The organism is Streptomyces sp. NBC_01261 (genome assembly GCF_036226385.1).
Lineage (GTDB): Bacteria > Actinomycetota > Actinomycetes > Streptomycetales > Streptomycetaceae > Streptomyces.
In genome coordinates this window covers 9,863,463-9,880,405 of record NZ_CP108463.1, presented here as the reverse complement: position 1 = coordinate 9,880,405, position 16,943 = coordinate 9,863,463, and the positions used below count along the sequence as shown (strand labels likewise).

The window sequence follows — 16,943 nt, the reverse complement described above, 5'->3', positions numbered from 1 at the left end:
CTGGTGACCCGATTCCCGCTGCCGGTCGGCGAGAAGGGGGCCCTCATGTCACGGTCGGCCACCCCCTGTGCGGGACGTCCGCGGTGAGACGGGTGCGCGCGGTGTGGCAGGGGCTGGGGTTCGCCGAACTCAACCGGCGCGGGCGGGAGTTGGAGCTGCTGCACCGGGCTATGGGGTTCGCGACGCTCGCCCTGGTCACGCTGGCGCCCCTGCTGATCGTGGTGGCCGCGGCCGATCCGCTCGGGCACGGCGGGTTCGCGCTGTGGCTGGTGGACGGCATGGATCTGTCCGGCCGGTCCGCCCGCGCACTCACCGACGTCTTCACCCCGCCCCGCAAGGTCATCGGCGCCACCAGCGCGTGGAGCGTGGCGCTGCTCGCGCTGTTCGGGCTGTCCTTCGCGTCGAGTGTGCAGAGCGGCTACGAGCACGTGTGGCTCCCGACCGGTGCCCCGTGGAACCGCATCTGGCGCCAACTCATATGGCTGGTCATGCTGATGGGCTATCTGTACGCGCAGGTGCAGACCCGCAACGTCCTGGAGGGCACCCCCCGCATCCTGCTCAGCATGGCGGCCGGCCTGCTGTTCTTCTGGTGGGGCCCGCACTTCCTGCTCAACCACCGGGTCCCCTGGCGCTATCTGCTCCCGGGCGCCCTCGCCACGATGGCGGGCCTGGTCGGCCTGCGCTGGTTCTCGTACCTGGTGTTCACCCCGCTCCTGGTCACCAACGCGGTCAGCTACGGCCCGGTCGGCACGGTCCTGGTCGTCGAGTCCTGGCTGGTCGGCGTCGGCTTCGTGCTCTACGGCGGCGCGCTGGTGGGCAGGCTGCTGTGCGAGCGGTTCGGGGATCCCGACGCGGCGTTCCGCACGGAGCCGGAAGCACCGGACGCGCCGGTGTCCGCCGAGCCGGAGGAACCGCCGACGCGCTCCGAACAGGACAAGGTGTGAGCCCTGGGCTCGGCTACCAGCCCTTCTCGAACATCCGGGCCACCTCGGCGATACGGACCTCGTCGCGCCGGTAGTAGGTGCGCAGCCGGATCCGCCGCACACGCAACAGGCCCATGTTCGCGAGGAGTTCGAGGTGGGTGTCGGCAACTTGGCGGGGCACCCCGAGCTTGGCCGCCACGGCCTCCGAGGTGACACCCGCCTCGGGGACCCACCGATGGTCCGGGAAGTGGGTGGCCGGATCTCTCAGCCACTCCAGGATGTCCAACCGTCGCTGGCCTGTCGGAGTCCTCAACATGTCGTGACCCTCCGTTCTGCGCGCCGCTTGCCGCGTCCTCCCACTCTCCCGCAGCACGGTCCGCCACGTCCCGGACTCGGTGACCCTTGTCCGGGACCGAACGGTCCTGTTCGAGAGGGCCGATCGGCTCTGGGGCGTGGGGCGACGGGTGGGACGCGATCGCACCGGAGCGACCGGACACCGGCTCCTGGGACCAGTGATGGCCGAACCACACCGCCGTAGCCGAACAGAACCGCACGCCGGACAGCGGACAGGACCCCCTCCACCCGCGGCTCGTGGCACGCGCGGGCGGAGGGGAGTTCGACTCAGCCGTCGAGACGTACGACCCGGACGGCACCGGCGGGCACCGCGAGACCGCCCGCGGCACGTTCGCCGGTCAGCAGCTCGGTGCCGTCGGTGCCGAGCGGCACCTTGACGTCCGAGGCGCTGTGGTTGATCGCGAAGAGGAAGCTGTCGAACTCGCCCTCCCTGCGCACGAGTTCGACGTCGTACGGCAGGTCGGCGCGCGGCGGGATCCGGGCGTCCTCGGTCGCCCAGCCGAGCAGGGCGTCCAGGCCGTGGGCGTCGAGGCGGGTCGACACGTACCAGGCGGTGCCGTCGCCGAGGCGGTGCCGGGTGACGGCCGGGTGGTCGGCGGTGAGGCCCTCGGCGTACGTCCACACGGTCTCGGCACCGTTCGGGACGACGAACTCGGTCCAGACGTCGCCGGTGAGTTCGGAGCCGTCGGGACCGGTGACGCGTATCCGCTGGTCGGCCAGGAGGGGCGAGAACTCCTCGACGGTCAGGCCGAGTACGTCGCGCAGCGCGCCGGGGTAGGCACCCTCGTGGACGGCGTCGTGCTCGTCGACGATGCCGGAGAAGTAGGAGACGACGAGGGTCCCGCCGTTCTCGACGTACCGCTGCAGGTTGCGCCCGGCCGCCTCCGTCATCAGGTACAACGCCGGTACGACGACAAGGGGATAGGCCGACAAGTCGGCTTCCGGGTGGGCGAAGTCGACCGTGAGGTGGCGGTCGTAGAGGGCCTCGTAGAAGGCGTCGGCGCGCTCGCGGGCGTCGTGGTCCTCGCTGGGGCGCCATGCCAGTTTCTGCGCCCACCACGAGTGCCAGTCCCATACGACGGCCACGTCGGCCTGTGTGCGCGTGCCGCGTATCCGGCCCAACTCCTCCACGGAAGCGCCGAGTTCGACGACCTCGCGCCAGACACGGGTGTCCGTGCCGCCGTGCGGGAGCATCGCGGAGTGGAACTTCTCGGCGCCGCGCCGGGACTGGCGCCACTGGAAGAACATCGCGCCGTCCGAGCCGCGCGCCACGTGGGAGAGGGCGTTGCGGGCCATCTGGCCGGGGGCCTTGGCGGGGTTGCGGGGCTGCCAGTTGACGCCCGAGGTGGAGTGTTCTAGGAGCAGCCAGGGGGCGCCGCCGGCGACGGAACGGGTGAGGTCGGCGGCCATCGCGAGGTTGACGTGGGTGCGGCGGCCGTCGGTGATCAGGTAGTGGTCGTTGGTGACGAGGTCGACCTCGCGGCCCCAGGCCCAGTAGTCGACGGACTCGCACTGGCTGAGGGCGGCCATGAAGTTGGTGGTGACCGGGATGCCGGGCGCGAGGCGGTGCAGGATGTCCCGTTCGGCGACGAAGTTCTCGCGCATCGTGGCGTCGGCGAACCGCGTGTAGTCCAGCGCCTGGGCCGGGTTGACGGCGGTCGGGGTGAGCCGCGGCGGGTTGATCTGGCCGAGGTCCCCGTAGCGCTGACCCCAAAAGGCCGTCCCCCAGGCCTCGTTGACGCCGCCGACGGTCTTGTGGGTCGCGGTCAGCCAGCGGCGGAAGTGGGCGGCGCAGGAGTCGCAGTAGCAGGCGGAGACGGGGACGCCGTACTCGTTGAAGACGTGCCAGAGCGCGAGGGCGGGGTGGTCGCCGTAGCGTTCGGCGAGTTGTGTGGTGATGTTCGCGGCGGCGGCGCGGTAGTCGGCGTTGCTGTGGCAGATCGCGCCGCGGGAGCCGAACTCGTAGCGGGTGCCGTCGGCGGTGACGGGCAGGGCCTCGGGGTGGGCGCGGTAGAACCAGGCGGGCGGGGAGACCGTGGGCGTGCCGAGGTCGACGCGGATGCCGTTCTCGTGCAGCAGGCCGATGATCCGGTCCAGCCAGCCGAAGTCGTACACACCCTGCTCGGGCTCCAGCAGTGCCCAGGAGAAGATCCCGACGCTCACCATGGTGACGCCGGCCTCGCGCATCAGCCGGACGTCCTCCTGCCAGACGCTCTCCGGCCACTGCTCGGGGTTGTAGTCCCCACCGAAGGCGAGCCTGGTGAGGCCCTTGGGTGTGGTCTCCGGCATGGATCTCTCCCGTAGTCGATCATTTGGGAACGTGCACACAGCACGCCCTAGGGCGCCGCCCCAACATAACCGCACGCCTGCGACCGCTGACAAGTGTCCCTGACGTTTCTCTGCTGTGAACGCTCCCAGTACGGTGCTTCTGGCTCCGGGTCCGGGAGCCGTAGAGTCTTGACCATGACCAATACGGGGGGTCGGCGCAGACCACCGACGATCCATGACGTGGCGCGCGAGGCCGGTGTCTCGCGGGGCACGGTGTCGCGCGTCCTCAACGGCGGGCACTATGTGAGCCCGGCCGCACAGGAGGCCGTCAACGCGGCCATCCGCAAGACGGGTTACGTCGTGAACCGGCACGCCCGGTCACTGATCACCGGGCGCTCGGACTCCGTCGGCTTCCTGCTGACGGAACCGCAGGAGAAGTTCTTCGAGGACCCGAACTTCAACATCCTGCTGCGCGGCTGCACCCAGGCGCTGGCCGCGCACGACATCCCGCTGCTGCTGATGCTGGCCGGCACCGAGGACGAACGGCGGCGCATCACGCGCTACATCACCTCCGGGCACGTCGACGGGGTGCTGCTGGTCTCCAGCCACTCAGGGAACCCGGTGGCGGAGGAGCTGAGCGAGGCGGGCGTACCGCTGGTCGCGTGCGGCAAGCCGATCGGGCTCGGCTCCAAGATCAGCTATGTCGCCGCCGACGACCGGGACGGCGCCCGTGACATGACCCGGCACCTGCTCTCCCTCGGCCGCCGCCGCATCGGCACGGTCACCGGCCCGCTGGACACGCCGGGCGGTGTCGAGCGCCTCGCCGGCTACAAGGAGGTGCTCGCGGAGGCGGGCATCGAGGTGGACGAGCGCCTTGTCGTCTCCGGCGACTACAGCCGGCTCAGCGGTGAGAAGGGTGCCGAGCGGCTGCTCGCCCAAGTCCCGGACCTGGACGCCGTGTTCGTCGCCTCGGACCTGATGGCGCGGGGCGTACTGACCACGCTGGAACGAGCCGGGCGGCGGGTGCCGGAGGACGTGGCGGTCGGCGGCTTCGACGACTCCCCCGCCGCACTCGCGTCCAGCCCCGAACTCACCACGATGCGGCAGCCGTTCGACCGGATCAGCGCGGAGATGGTGCGGGTGCTGCTGGCGCAGATCGGGGGCGAGGACACGGCGGCGGTGATACTGCCGACGGAGTTGGTGAAACGCGAGTCGACGTGAACGGGCTTGCCCTCGGGGGAAGTTGAGGGGACGAACTACGGGCTCGCCCCCTCCTCGTCGCCGTCAGGTGGACGGGTTGACAATCACCTCGGCCGTATTGTTCTCGGTGTTGGAGTCGAAGGCGAGGGGCGTTCCGCTGTAGGACAGGGTCGTGACCCGGCCCGTCGCGTCGGGGACGACCCGGTCGATGCGCAGCTGGAACGGGAAGGTGACGTCCAGGTCCGGCTTGGCCCAGGTCGGCAGGGTGCACGCGTAGTGGCCGATGGCCGGGTCGTCGCCGGAGGTCCAGGCGTTGTGGCAGGTCCTGGGCACGGACGTGGCGGTGGTGCCCTCCGGAAGGTGGAAGTCGATCGTGGTGATCGGATCGCCGGCGCTGACGTCGCCGGCCCAGGCGGGCCCGTGGTTGACGAAGCGGAAGCCGGAGGTGACGGTCTCACCGGCCGCGCCGCTCACCGAGGTGCCGTACACCGCGAAGTCGGCGGTGTTGTCGGCGTCGATGTGCCAGGAGCGGCTGTTGTCGGAGCTGTCGAGGTCGGTGGTGTCGGCGGCGGGCTGGACGTCGTAGTCGAAGCGGTCGTGCAACGCGTGGCCGGTGACGGCGAGTTGGAGGGGCGCCGGCAGTTCGACGGTGGCGCCGGGTGCGATCTCGGTGTCGAAGGAGCAGGTCACGGTGGTGAAGCCGGTGCCGTCGACGTCCGACCCCGTGTAGGCGCACTGCGGGTAGCGGGTGGTGACGTCGAGGCCGTACGTCGCCCACATGCTCAGGCTGAAGCCGTGGGCGGTCTCGTCGCCGGTGTTGGTGATCGCGTACGGCACGGTGAGGCTGGTGCCGGGCTCGACGCCGGTGGCGTCCTGCGGGGTGCTGATGCCGAGGTCGACGCCGGAGCCGACGGTGACGGTGGTGTCGTTGCCGCCCTGGGCGACGAGCGTGCCGTCGGGGCCGCCGGTGGCCTCGGCGGAGTACGTGACCGTGCCCTGCGCTCCGACGGCGGCGCCGCTGACGGCCCGGACCTTCAGCCGCACCTGCGCGCTGTAGCGGATCGGCACGTCCCCGGTGTCGCACACGGCGACGGTGCCGCTGTCGTCCGGCGTGCAGTTGTCGGGCCAGGCCACCTCGGCGACCCCGGCGAGTCCGGAGGCGTCGACGGTGAGCCGTCCGTCGGTCGGGGTGAAGGCGTCATTGCTGTGCGTCAGCCCCAGCGCCAGCGGCCGGTACCGCGCGACACCACCGTCGGGAGCGACGGTCGCCGTCACGTCGTACGGCGACTGGACCGCCAGCGCATCGGTCTGCGGTACCTCGTCGGCGACCGCCGCCCCACTCCCGAGACCGGCGACGGCCAACGCCCCCACGGCTCCGGCACAGACCCCGCGACGCAGCACGCGTCCGACGGAGACAGGACTCATGTGATCCCCCAGCTGGGAAAGAGAGAACCCGGCAAGTGACCAGCACCGGGCGGGAGTTGGACGGTGGGCCGGGGTGGAAGGTTGTAGGTGGGGGGCGCGGGACGGGTGGTTCTTACCGTTTTCTTGATCGGCTCGGTCGGCCCCGGCCGGCGAGGGCCGTGGCGGTGAGCGCGAGGAGGCAGGCCAGGCAGAGCCAGGCGAAGGTGTCGCCGATCCGGTCGTAGACCGTGGTGACGCCGTGGGTGGGCACGTAGGCCACCATGATCTGGCGGCCGGTCGTGAAGTAGTCGGTGGAGGCGAGGACATGGCCCTCGTCGTCGTAGGCGGTCGAGAGGCCCTCCGCGTCCTGGCGGATCAGTGAGTAGCCGCCCTCGACGGCCCGCAGGCTCGCCTTCTCGGTGTGCGCGCTTCCGTACTCCTTCCAGTCGTGGGAGGGCACGAGCATGATGTCGGCGCGGGTGCGCATCATGGCGGGGAAGTCTGCGTCGTAGCAGATGACGTTGGCGATGCGGCCGTACGGGGTGTCGGCGACCGGGACGCGGCCGTCGCCGGGCGTGAACTGCTCGGAGCCGGGGATGGGGTGGGCCTTCTGGTAGGTCCACAGCACCTTTCCGTGCGGGTCGATGAGGAGCGCCTCGTCCTTGTCGTGGGTGGGGCCGGCAGGGCTGTGGACGCGGATGCCGATCTCCAGGTAGATGCCCGACCGGCGGGCCCCGTGCCGTGCGGCCGCGATGGCGACCGGTGCGTGGGACTTCTGGGTCCTGACGGCTTCCTCGGGCCAGATCACGATCTTCGCTCCGGCGGCTGCCTCGCGCCGGGTGGCGGCGAGCAGGTCGTTCTCCATGGCGGTCATGGCGGGTTCGACCTGTGCGGCGGGTGCCGTGGCGATGTCCGGGACGCGGGCGAACGCCGCCCGTTGGGCGTCGGTCACCGAGCGGCCGAAGAAGCCTGCCGACCGGCACACCGCCGACGGACCTTCCGGCCCCCGCCCTCATGACGGTCCAGCCCCTCGCTGTACGCCGGACGCACCACCCCGCACACGGCATGCCAGAGACCCTCGGACCGCACGGCGGATCCGCCCAGGCCCGGACCGCGCACGGTGGCCCGCGATGCCGACACCACCCCGCGCGGCGCAGCCGGTCAGGATTGGAGAAGCCCCCGGCCCCTCCCCAGCCCTAGCCTGAATTCACCGGCGAAATCCGTCGGACCACGCTTCACGGAGGAGCCCGCCATGACCGACGGACTGAACACGATCATCTACCCCGTCAAGGACCTGGACGGTGCGAAGGCCCTGTTCGGCGCCCTGCTGGGAGTCGAGCCGTACGCGGACGAGCCGTACTACGTCGGGTACAAGGCCGCCGGGCAGGACATCGGTCTCGACCCGAACGGGCACGCGCGGGGCATGACCGGACCGGTGCCGTACTGGACCGTGGACGACATCCGGACGCGGCTCGCGGCGATGGTGGAGGCGGGCGCGGAAATGGTCCAGGACGTCCAAGACGTCGGCGGCGGCAAGCTGATCGCGTTCGTGAAGGACGCGGACGGCAACTTCGTCGGGCTCACCCAGAATCCGGCCGCCTGACCCACACCGGGGTCGGCCGTCCGGCATCTGCGCCGCGACAGCCAGCTACTTGCGTGTGCACTAGTTGCGTACTCAATAACTGGCCGAATCGGTGTACCGTGCCTGTATGGCAGTGAAGTCGGCCGGTGCCCGGCAGCTAGAGGAACAGTGGCGGGACATCCTGTCCGTGCACGCGCGCACGATGTGCGAGATCGACCGCGTACTGCATCCGTACGGCCTGGGCGCGAGCGACTTCGAGGTGCTCGACATGCTCGCGTCCGAGGCGCCCGAGGAGGGCGACCAGTGCCGGGTGCAGAACCTGGTCGGCCGGGTCCATCTCAGCCAGAGCGCCCTCTCCCGTCTCATCGGGCGGCTGGAGAAGGACGGCCTCGTGGAACGCTCCGTGTGCATCGAGGACCGCCGCGGGGTGTGGGTCGCGCTCACACAGAAGGGGCGTGCCCTGCACGCTGAGGTACTGCCTCTCCAACGGGGCGTCCTGGTACGGATGTTGGACGACACCCAGGGTTAGTCGCCGCCTCCCCGGCAGCTCACCGCAGCAGATCCCGTACGGCCGCGAACGCCGCCTCCACCGTCGCCGGATCCGCCCCCGGCCGGGCCAGCGCGCTCATGGGAATCGGCGTGACGGAGGGCAGCCCGTCGTACGGAGTCAGCCCGTCCGGAGCCGAACCGACCGCCGCGAGCAGCGCGACTCCCTGTCCCGTGCGGGCGATGTCGAGCACCCCGGCGAGATACCCCGCGTCGCCGACCACGGCGGCCGGCACCCCGTGCGCGGCGAGGGTCGAGATCGCGCGGCGGCGGATCGCGCACGGGTCCTCGATGGCCACCAGCGGGACGGGCGCGGGCGCGGCCGGTGGCTGCCAGCCGGGGGTGGCGTGCCAGGTGAGCGGGAGGCCGCCGACCGGTGTGCCCTCGGTGGCCGCGGCCTCGGTGACGTACACCGCGACGTCGACGCTGCCGCGTTCCACGGCCTCGACGAGGCGGGCCGAGCGGTCGATGCGGAACCGGACCCGGCAGCCGGGCCGCACCTCCTGGACCGCCGCGGTCAGCCGTGGGAGGAACTGGTCGGCCGCGTGTTCGGTGGAGCCGATGGTGACGGTGTCACCTTCCACATCGAGCAGCGTGCGTACGGCCTCGTCGTGGACGGCGAGGATGCGGCGGGCCTGTTCCAGGAGCAGCCGTCCCTCGGGCGTGAACCGGGTGCCCCGTCCCTCCCGCTCGACGATCGGCCTCCCCAGTGTCTTCTCCAGCCTGCGCACATGCTGGCTGACCGCGGACTGGCTCAGGGCGAGGGCCCGGGCCGCGCGATGGAAGCCGCCACGGTCGGCTATCGCGGTCAGGCTGCGCAGGGCCACGATGTCGAGGACAGGTTGGGGCATGCCGGTGACGGTAGCCGTTCCGCGTATCGATCCGCATCGATCGCGATAACTGATCGATTTCGATGCGGAATCATCGTTGGACGCGATCGGTGGCGGCCGGTCATGATGGGCGCATGCTGCACACGACCGCTTTCGCTGCCCTTCTGACGCAGCGCCGAGTCATCGACTTCGGCGTGGCGTGCAGCGCGCGCTGTCGTTGACCCACCGCCCTTCCGCGGCACCCTTCCCGAGTTCTCACTGATCACGTCCGCCCTGCGCACTGACACGTGACGGCGGCTTCGGCCTGCCCACTTCTCCCCCCTCTCCTCAATTTCCCTCCCCTTTTCCCTCGTTGGGAGCTGTCACCCCATGCCCTCTTCCTCCCTTTCCTCCTGGGACGAACCCGAAGGTCTCGCCGCGCGCGGCACGTTGATCGTGCTGGCCGGGCGGGGCGAACACGGCGGTGTCTACGAGCGGTTCGGCCGCCGGCTCGGCTACGACGCCTACCGCGTCCGTGCCCTCGGCGACCCGGCCGCCGACCCCGCCGTCCTGGAGCAGGCCGCCAAGCTGCTCGCCGACGAGTCGCTGCCCGGCCCGAAGGTACTGGTCGGATCCGACACGGGCGCACTCCACGCCCTTCAGCTCGCCGCCGAGCAGACCGCGGGCGTGGACGCGCTGATCCTGGCGGGGCTGCCCACCGGCGCCTGGACAGCGGGCAGTTGGGAGGAGGAGGCCGCGGCCCGCACCGCCTGCCCGACCCATCAGGGGCGCCTCACCAACGACCCCGACTTCCGCCGGGGCGCCATCGACGACACCCCCGACCTGCCCGAACCGCGCCTGGACCTGGTGCGCGTCCCGGTGCTGGCCCTGCACGGCGAGGACGACACGATCAGCCCGCTCGACCGGGCACTGAGCGTCTACGACGGTCAGCCGGGCGTCCACACCGTCGTCTTCCACGGCGGCCGGCACGACGTCCTCAACGACGCCCTGCACCGCACGGCCGCCGCCACGGTCGTCCTCTTCCTCGAACGGCTCCGGCTGACCCCCGAGGTCCGCGAGACCGGCGAGACCCGTGAACTGCCGCTTATCGCGGCGGAGTTGACATGAGCAGCCGCGTGACGACCACGGTCGCCGAGCTGGCCGAACTCCTGGGCTCCGAGCAGCCGCCCGTCCTGCTCGACGTCCGCTGGGCCCTCGGCGACCCGCACGGCCGCGACCACTACGCGGACGGTCACATCCCCGGCGCGGTCTACGTCGACCTGGACACGGAGTTGGCCGCACCGGCGAGCCCCGAGGGCGGCCGGCACCCGCTCCCCGACCTCGCCGAACTCCAGGAATCCGCCCGCCGTTGGGGCATCGGCGACGGCCGAGCCGTCGTCGTCCACGACGACCTGGGCAACACGGCAGCCGCCCGCGCCTGGTGGCTGCTGCGCTACGCGGGCGTCACCGAAGTGACCCTGCTGGACGGGGCGTTGGGCGCCTGGCGGGCAGCGGGGCTGCCGCTGGAGTCAGGGATTCCCGCCGATCCGACGCCGGGTGATGTCGTGCTCCGCGTGGGTGCGCTGCCGACCGCCGATGCCGACGGGGCCGCCGAACTCGCCGTATCGGGGCTGCTGTTGGACGCCCGCGCCGGTGAGCGTTACCGGGGTGAGGTCGAGCCCGTGGACCCGCGTGCGGGGCACATCCCGGGGGCCGTGTCCGCGCCGACCGGGGAGAACCTCGCGGCGGACGGGACGTTCCTGGCACCGGAGTCGCTGCGCAAGCGGTTCGAGGAGCGGGGTGCCGGGGACGCGGCGCGCATCGGCGTGTACTGCGGTTCCGGGGTCACCGCCGCCCACCAGATCGCGGCGCTGGAGATCGCCGGGTTCGAGGCGACGCTCTTCCCGGGTTCCTGGTCCGCCTGGTCCGCCGATCCCGCGCGCCCGGCGGCGACGGGAGACCGGCCATGACGACGAAACCCCTGAACGCGGCCGTGCTGCCGCAGCAGAGGGAGGTCGTGCCCGCGCCGTCCACCCGGGTCACCATCCGCGGCGCCGCGAAGGTGAACCGCCTTTTCACCGTGCCCCGTTCGGTGCGACGCGCCGCCGGACCGGTCGGCCTCGTCCTCCTCTGGTTCCTGACCTCCGCCACCGGAGTGCTCCCCGAGTCCGTACTGGCCTCCCCCGTCGACGTCATCCGCCAGGCGGTGGACCTGACGAAGAACGGTGAACTCCCGCACGCCATCGCCGCGTCGGGCCGTCGCGCCGCCATCGGGTTCCTGATCGGCGCGACCGTCGCGCTGGTCCTGTCGCTGCTGGCCGGGCTGTTCCGGCTCGGCGAGGACGTCATCGACTCCTCGATGGGCATGTTCCGGGCGATCCCCTGGGTGGGTCTGATCCCGCTGTTCATCGTTTGGTTCGGCATCGAGGAGACCCCGAAGATCGCGCTCGTCGCGCTGGGGGTGACGTATCCGCTGTACTTCAACATCTACGGCGGCATCCGCTCCACCGACGCCCAACTCGTCGAGGCCGCCCGGATGATGGGGCTCGGCCGGTTCGGGCTGATCAAGTACGTGATCCTGCCGAGCGCGCTGCCCGGGGCACTCGTGGGCCTGCGGTACGCGCTGTCCACCGCGTGGCTGGCGCTCGTCTTCGCCGAGCAGGTCAACGCGGACGCGGGGCTCGGCTATCTGATGAGCAACGCCCAGCAGTACTTCCGTACGGACGTCATCGTGCTGTGCCTCGTCGTGTACGCGCTGCTCGGTCTCGCCTGCGACTTCGCCGTACGGATCCTGTCGCGCCGGCTGCTGACCTGGCGGGCCAACTTCGAGGGTGAGGCGTAGACATGGCCAACTCCGTTGAGATTCGGGGGCTTTCGCGGGCCTTCGACGGCAACACCGTGCTGCACGACCTCGATCTGGACATCCGTGAGGGCGAGTTCGTGGCCCTGCTCGGGCACAGCGGCTGCGGCAAGTCGACGCTGCTGCGGATTCTCGCGGGGCTGGACGACGAGATCGGCGGCGAGGTGACCGTGCCCGCGCGGCGCAGCGCGGCCTTCCAATCGCCGCGGCTGCTCCCGTGGTTGAAGGTGTGGCGCAACGTCGTGCTCGGGCTGCCGGGGCGACCCGACCGGGCGCTCGCCCTGAAGGCGCTCGACGAGGTCGGCATCGCGGAGCGCGCGACCGTCTGGCCCAAGACTCTGTCCGGCGGTCAGGCCCAGCGCGTCTCGCTCGCCCGTGCCCTGGTCCGTGAGCCCGAACTCCTTTTGCTGGACGAGCCGTTCGGGGCGCTGGACGCGCTGACCCGGGGCAAGGTGCAGGCGCTCGTCGCCGAGCTGTGGCGGCTGCACGGGTGCGCGATCCTCCTGGTCACCCATGACGTGGAGGAGGCGCTGCTGCTCGCCGACCGGGTCCTGGTGATGGACGAGGGCCGTATCGCCCACGAGGTGACCGTCGACCTGCCCCGCCCCCGTGATCTGACCGCCCCCGAGTTCGTGACCCTGCGCGCCCGCCTCCTGAACTGGCTCGGCGTGACCCGCACGTTGGAAGGAACCCCCTCGTGATCCGCAGAATCGCCGCCGCCAGCCTGAGCCTGACCTCCCTGCTGACGCTGAGCGCCTGCGGCGCCGACTCCTCGGCGGACACCTCCGCCGGCGGGCAGGTCACCCTCACCATCGGCGACCAGGCCAAGACGCTCCAGACGATCATCGCCGCCTCGGACGCGCTCAAGGGCGCCGAGTACAAGGTGAAGTGGGCCGAGTTCCAGGGCGCGGCCCCGCTCTACCAGGCCGTGCAGGCGGACGCCGCCGACACCGGGTACTCGGCCGACCTGCCCGCGCTCCAGGCGCTCAGCGGTGGTGTCAGGATCAAGAACATCGCCGCCCTCAAGAACGACGGTACGCACGTCGGGATCGTCGTCCGCAAGGACTCCGGCATCGACAGCGTGAAGGACCTCAAGGGCCAGAAGGTCGTGGTGTCCTCGGCGAAGGGCAGCATCTCGGAGTATCTGCTGGCCAACGTGCTGAAGCAGAACGGGCTCAACTACAAGGACGTCAAGGTGCAGTACCTGCTGCCGACCGACGCGCAGGCCGCCTTCGCCTCCGGGAAGGTCAAGATCTGGGCGACGTTCGGCGTCTACCAGGCGGTCGGTGTGGAGCAGGGCGGCAAGCTCCTCGTCGACGGCGCGGACGGCCGGGTCAGCGGCTACGGCTTCATCAACGCCTCGGAGAAGGCACTCGCCAACTCGGCGAAGAAGACGGCCCTTTCGGACTTCCTCCAGCGGCTGAGCGCGGCGCTGAAGTGGACCAGCACCCACCAGGACGCGTACGCGAAGGCCATCGAGCAGCGCAACGGCGCCGACGCCACGGTCGCCAAGACCCTCGCCTCGGCCGCCTACAGCCAGGTGCTGCCGATCACCTCGGACGTCGACACGACCGTCCAGCAGGTCGCCGACCTCATGAACAGCATCGGGGTCCTCGACCCGAACGTGGACGTGGCCAAGTCCGCCGACACCTCGCTGCTCAAGTGACCACGGACACCTCCCCTGCTCAAGTGACCGTCCCGTCCTAGGAGTTCGCTCATGCCCGTCGAGTTCATCAGCGCCGTCCACACCGACTCCGGGGCCTCGGGTCCCACCGCGTCGAGCCGTACCGGCTTCGACGTCGACCATCTGCGCAAGTACGCCCGCGCGTTGGACGACGGCGGCTTCGACCACACCCTGGTCGCCTACCACTCGGCCTCGCCCGACGCCTTCCAGGTCGCCCAGTTCGTCGCCACCCACACCGAGCGCGTCCGCCCGATCCTCGCGCACCGCCCCGGCGTCATCTTCCCCACGCACGCGGCCCGCGCCCTGGCGACGCTGGACCGGATCAGCAATGGCCGGCTGACGCTGCACATCATCTCCGGCGGCAGCGACGAGGAGCAGCGCCGGGAGGGCGACTACCTCAACAAGGCCGAGCGGTACGAGCGTTCGGACGAGTACATCCAGATCCTGCGCAAGGTCTGGGAGGCCGAGGGGCCCGTCTCGCACGAGGGCAAGTACTTCACGTTCGAGGGCTACCACTCCGACGTGAAGCCGGTGAACGGCCTCGTCCCGATCTCGGTCGGCGGCTCCTCGCAGGACGCGTACCGGGTGGGCGGTCAGCAGGGCGACATCTTCGGGCTGTGGGGCGAGCCGCTCAAGGAGACGGCCGAGCAGATCGCCGCCGTCAACGCGGTCGCGGATGCCGCCGGGCGCCCGCATCCCCGTATCTGGGTGTCGTTCCGCCCGATCATCGCGCCCACCGAGGAACTCGCCTGGGAGAAGGCCCACCGCACCCTCGGCGTCCTCAAGGACCAGGCGAGGAACACCGAGTCGCTCCGCCACTACCGCACCACCGGCCGCCCCGCGAACGTCGGCTCGCAGCGCCTCCTCGACATCGCCGAGCGCGGCGAGGTCCAGGACCGCTGCCTGTGGACCGCCCCCGCCGTCGCCACGAATGCCGAAGGCGCGTCAACCGCCCTTGTGGGCACGCCCGAGACGGTCGCCCAGGCCCTCCTCGACTACGTCGACATCGGCTGCGACCTGCTGTCGATCCGCGGCTACGACCCGCTCAACGACGCGATCGACTACGCCCGGCACGTCCTGCCACTGGTCCGCCAGGAACTCGCCCACCGCGCCACGACCTCGCAAGCCGCCTGACCCGCCCCTCTCTCTGATTGCGAACTCCCCTATGGAGAAACCGTGTTGTTCCGCCGTTCCCTGCGCGCGTCCGCCGCCGCCCTCGCCCTGCTGCTCCCCTTCGCCGCCGCCTGCGGAGGCAGCGCGAAGGCCGAGTCCTCGTCCGACGTCTCCTCCGTGACCCTGCGGGTCGGCGACACCGGCTGGAAGGTCGGCGAGGCCGTCCTCAAGTACGCCCACCTCGACGACACCCCGTACAAGGTGAAGTGGAGCCTGTTCCAGGGCGGCGACCAGCAACTCCAGGCCGTCCGCGCCGGAGCACTGGACCTCGCCTCCTCCAGCGAGATCCCGCCCCTCTTCTCGGCGGCCGACGGCAATCCCGACTTCAAGGTCGTCGCCGTCCAGCGCGGCACCACCCTGAACCAGGAAGTCATCGTCCCCAGGGGCTCCAAGGTCACCGACATCGCCGGCCTGAAGGGCAAGAAGGTCGGCTACGTCCAGAACACCACCGCCCACTACTTCCTCTACGAGCTGCTGAAGCGGGCCGGGTTGACCTGGTCCGACATCGACGCCAAGCCGCTGCTCCCCAACGACGGCCTCGCGGCCCTGAACGGCGGCTCCATCGACGCCTTCGCCTCCTACGGCACGTCGATCATCACCGCCCACCAGCAGGGCGCGACGACGGTCGGCTCCGGCGCGGACATCCTCTCCGGCAACTTCCTCTGGTCCGCACGCGACAGCGTCCTCAAGAGCCCCGCCCAACGGGCCGCCGCCGCCGACCTGATCGCCCGGATCTCCAAGGCGTACGCCTATGTCCGTGACGGCCACGAGGACGGCTTCGCGAAGGTCACCGCCGACGCCACCCACCAGCCCGTGGCGCAGGCCGAGTCGGACCTGCTCGCCGCGCAGAAGCAGCGTCCGACGCAGGCCAGGACGGTAGGCGCCGACACGATCGCCTCCCAGCAGAAGGTGGCCGACGCCTTCACCGAACTCGGCGCGCTCAAGAAGCACTTGGACGTGAAGTCCTTCTGGACCACCGCACTCGACTCCGACCTGAAGAAGGCCCTGTGACCGCCCGCATCGCCGAACTGGCCGCCGGCTACGACCAGTCGGGCGCCTTCCCCGCCGACTCCCTCCGCATCGCCCACGAGGCCGGCCTCCTCACCGCGACCATCGGCGAGTCCTACGGCGGCCGGGGCGCCCGGGTCGAGGAGAGCGCGCGCATCCTCCACCGGATCGGGCAGGGCGACCCGTCGGTGGCCCTGATCGCGGCGATGACCCTCAACACGCACGCCCGGCAGGCCGTACAGCCGCACTGGCCGGAGGAGCTGTACGCGCGTGTGGTCAAGGAGTCGTTCGAGCGGCCGGTGCTCGTCAACCACGCACGCGTGGAACCCGAGTTGGGCTCCCCCGCACGCGGCGGACTCCCCTCGACGCTCGCCCGGCGCACCCCGGACGGCTGGTCGCTGAGCGGCACCAAACGCTTCGTGACCGGCGCGGAGGGCCTGGACTGGTTCCTGGTGTGGGCCACCACCGACGAACCGGAGCCGCGTGTCGGCACCTTCCTCGTACCGGGCGGCTCCCTCGGCATCGAAATCACCGGCCGGTGGGACCAGTTGGGCCTGCGGGCCAGCGGCAGCCACGACGTGACGTTCCGGGACGTGGAGATCCCGTACGAGCACGTCATCGGCATCGGCCCGTACGGCGCGTCCGCCGAGCAGGACAACCGGGCCGGCGCCTCCCTTCATCTCCCCCTCGCCGCCCTCTACTTGGGGGTGGCACGGGCGGCCCAGTCCTTCTTCCACACGTTCGCCCACACACGCGTGCCCGCCAACCTCGGCCATCCGGTGGCCCGTACGGAACGCTTCCGCAGGACCGCCGGGGAGATCGAGGTGCTGGTCTCAGCCGCCGAGCAGCTGGTGTTCGGCGGAGCCGCGCGGGTGGACTCCGCCGACTCCTCGTACACCCCCGAACAGGCTCTGGGGGCACGGGTGTTGGCGGACCGACACGGCGTACGGGCGGTGGAGCTGGCCGTACGGCTGCTCGGCAATCCCGGGCTCGCGCGCGGGAATCCGCTGGAGCGGCACTTCCGGGACATCCAGTGCGCGCCCGTGCACGCGCCCCAGGAGGACGTCTCCCTGCTCGCGATCGGAACGAAGGCGTTGAATCCGTGAAGGCACGCACAGTGAAGGTACGGAAC

At 70.9% G+C, this 16,943-nt stretch carries 17 protein-coding genes; 12 read left to right on the top strand and 5 right to left on the bottom strand.

The window, feature by feature from the left end:
• Window positions 1-83: 83 nt before the first annotated feature.
• Window positions 84-944 carry a ribonuclease BN gene (locus OG226_RS43930; protein WP_327406069.1) on the top strand — a complete coding sequence of 287 codons (861 nt, stop codon included), beginning with the start codon at window positions 84-86 and terminating at the stop codon, window positions 942-944.
• A 13-nt stretch (window positions 945-957) separates the two neighbouring features.
• Here OG226_RS43930 and OG226_RS43925 read toward each other — a convergent pair whose 3' ends face one another.
• Both OG226_RS43925 and OG226_RS43920 read right to left on the bottom strand, forming a co-directional pair.
• The gene (locus OG226_RS43925; RefSeq protein WP_328685145.1) at window positions 958-1,239 is read right to left on the bottom strand and encodes a helix-turn-helix domain-containing protein; all 282 of its coding nucleotides are present in this window, start codon (window positions 1,237-1,239) and stop codon (window positions 958-960) included.
• A gap of 305 nt (window positions 1,240-1,544) precedes the next feature.
• Window positions 1,545-3,566, bottom strand: coding sequence for a beta-galactosidase (locus OG226_RS43920; RefSeq protein WP_329352235.1), 2,022 nt, complete (start codon window positions 3,564-3,566; stop codon window positions 1,545-1,547).
• Between the two features lie 168 nt (window positions 3,567-3,734).
• On the opposite strand from OG226_RS43920, the gene OG226_RS43915 reads away from it, so the two are divergent.
• Window positions 3,735-4,766: a LacI family DNA-binding transcriptional regulator gene (locus OG226_RS43915; protein ID WP_328685143.1), complete on the top strand. Its 1,032-nt coding sequence runs from the start codon at window positions 3,735-3,737 to the stop codon at window positions 4,764-4,766.
• Between the two features lie 63 nt (window positions 4,767-4,829).
• Here the strand turns inward: OG226_RS43915 and OG226_RS43910 are convergent, their stop codons facing one another.
• Window positions 4,830-6,170: a hypothetical protein gene (locus tag OG226_RS43910; protein WP_329352234.1), complete on the bottom strand. Its 1,341-nt coding sequence runs from the start codon at window positions 6,168-6,170 to the stop codon at window positions 4,830-4,832.
• A gap of 112 nt (window positions 6,171-6,282) precedes the next feature.
• Window positions 6,283-7,134, bottom strand: coding sequence for a nitrilase-related carbon-nitrogen hydrolase (locus OG226_RS43905; RefSeq protein WP_329352233.1), 852 nt, complete (start codon window positions 7,132-7,134; stop codon window positions 6,283-6,285).
• A gap of 267 nt (window positions 7,135-7,401) precedes the next feature.
• On the opposite strand from OG226_RS43905, the gene OG226_RS43900 reads away from it, so the two are divergent.
• Both OG226_RS43900 and OG226_RS43895 read left to right on the top strand, forming a co-directional pair.
• A complete protein-coding gene (locus tag OG226_RS43900) occupies window positions 7,402-7,752 on the top strand; it encodes a VOC family protein (RefSeq protein WP_329352232.1) in 351 nt (116 codons plus the stop codon).
• Between the two features lie 106 nt (window positions 7,753-7,858).
• The gene (locus OG226_RS43895; protein WP_329352231.1) at window positions 7,859-8,260 is read left to right on the top strand and encodes a MarR family winged helix-turn-helix transcriptional regulator; all 402 of its coding nucleotides are present in this window, start codon (window positions 7,859-7,861) and stop codon (window positions 8,258-8,260) included.
• 19 nt (window positions 8,261-8,279) lie between these two features.
• On the opposite strand, the gene OG226_RS43890 is transcribed toward OG226_RS43895, so the two are convergent.
• Complete coding sequence (locus tag OG226_RS43890; protein ID WP_328685138.1) at window positions 8,280-9,128, bottom strand: LysR family transcriptional regulator; 849 nt, start codon at window positions 9,126-9,128, stop codon at window positions 8,280-8,282.
• 348 nt (window positions 9,129-9,476) lie between these two features.
• Here OG226_RS43890 and OG226_RS43885 point away from each other — a divergent pair, with 348 nt between their 5' ends.
• From OG226_RS43885 to OG226_RS43850, 8 genes are read left to right on the top strand one after another with little or no spacing between them, the layout of a single operon-like run.
• On the top strand, window positions 9,477-10,214 hold the full coding sequence (locus tag OG226_RS43885; RefSeq protein WP_329352230.1) for an alpha/beta hydrolase: 738 nt from the start codon (window positions 9,477-9,479) through the stop codon (window positions 10,212-10,214).
• Window positions 10,211-11,056 (top strand): sulfurtransferase, encoded by an 846-nt coding sequence (locus OG226_RS43880; protein ID WP_329352229.1) that lies wholly within the window; start codon window positions 10,211-10,213, stop codon window positions 11,054-11,056. Before OG226_RS43885 ends, OG226_RS43880 begins: the two co-directional genes overlap by 4 nt.
• On the top strand, window positions 11,053-11,928 hold the full coding sequence (locus tag OG226_RS43875) for an ABC transporter permease (RefSeq protein ID WP_329352228.1): 876 nt from the start codon (window positions 11,053-11,055) through the stop codon (window positions 11,926-11,928). Before OG226_RS43880 ends, OG226_RS43875 begins: the two co-directional genes overlap by 4 nt.
• Before the next feature lie 2 nt (window positions 11,929-11,930).
• Window positions 11,931-12,647: an ABC transporter ATP-binding protein gene (locus OG226_RS43870; RefSeq protein WP_033278595.1), complete on the top strand. Its 717-nt coding sequence runs from the start codon at window positions 11,931-11,933 to the stop codon at window positions 12,645-12,647.
• Entirely contained in the window at window positions 12,644-13,612 is a 969-nt protein-coding gene (locus OG226_RS43865; protein WP_329352227.1) for an ABC transporter substrate-binding protein, read from the top strand. Before OG226_RS43870 ends, OG226_RS43865 begins: the two co-directional genes overlap by 4 nt.
• Window positions 13,613-13,663: 51 nt before the next feature.
• On the top strand, window positions 13,664-14,764 hold the full coding sequence (locus OG226_RS43860) for an LLM class flavin-dependent oxidoreductase (protein ID WP_329352226.1): 1,101 nt from the start codon (window positions 13,664-13,666) through the stop codon (window positions 14,762-14,764).
• Window positions 14,765-14,806: 42 nt separating this feature from the next.
• Entirely contained in the window at window positions 14,807-15,814 is a 1,008-nt protein-coding gene (locus OG226_RS43855; RefSeq protein ID WP_328685132.1) for an ABC transporter substrate-binding protein, read from the top strand.
• A complete protein-coding gene (locus OG226_RS43850) occupies window positions 15,811-16,917 on the top strand; it encodes an acyl-CoA dehydrogenase family protein (protein ID WP_329352225.1) in 1,107 nt (368 codons plus the stop codon). The genes OG226_RS43855 and OG226_RS43850 overlap by 4 nt, the downstream gene beginning before the upstream one ends.
• Window positions 16,918-16,943: the final 26 nt, after the last annotated feature.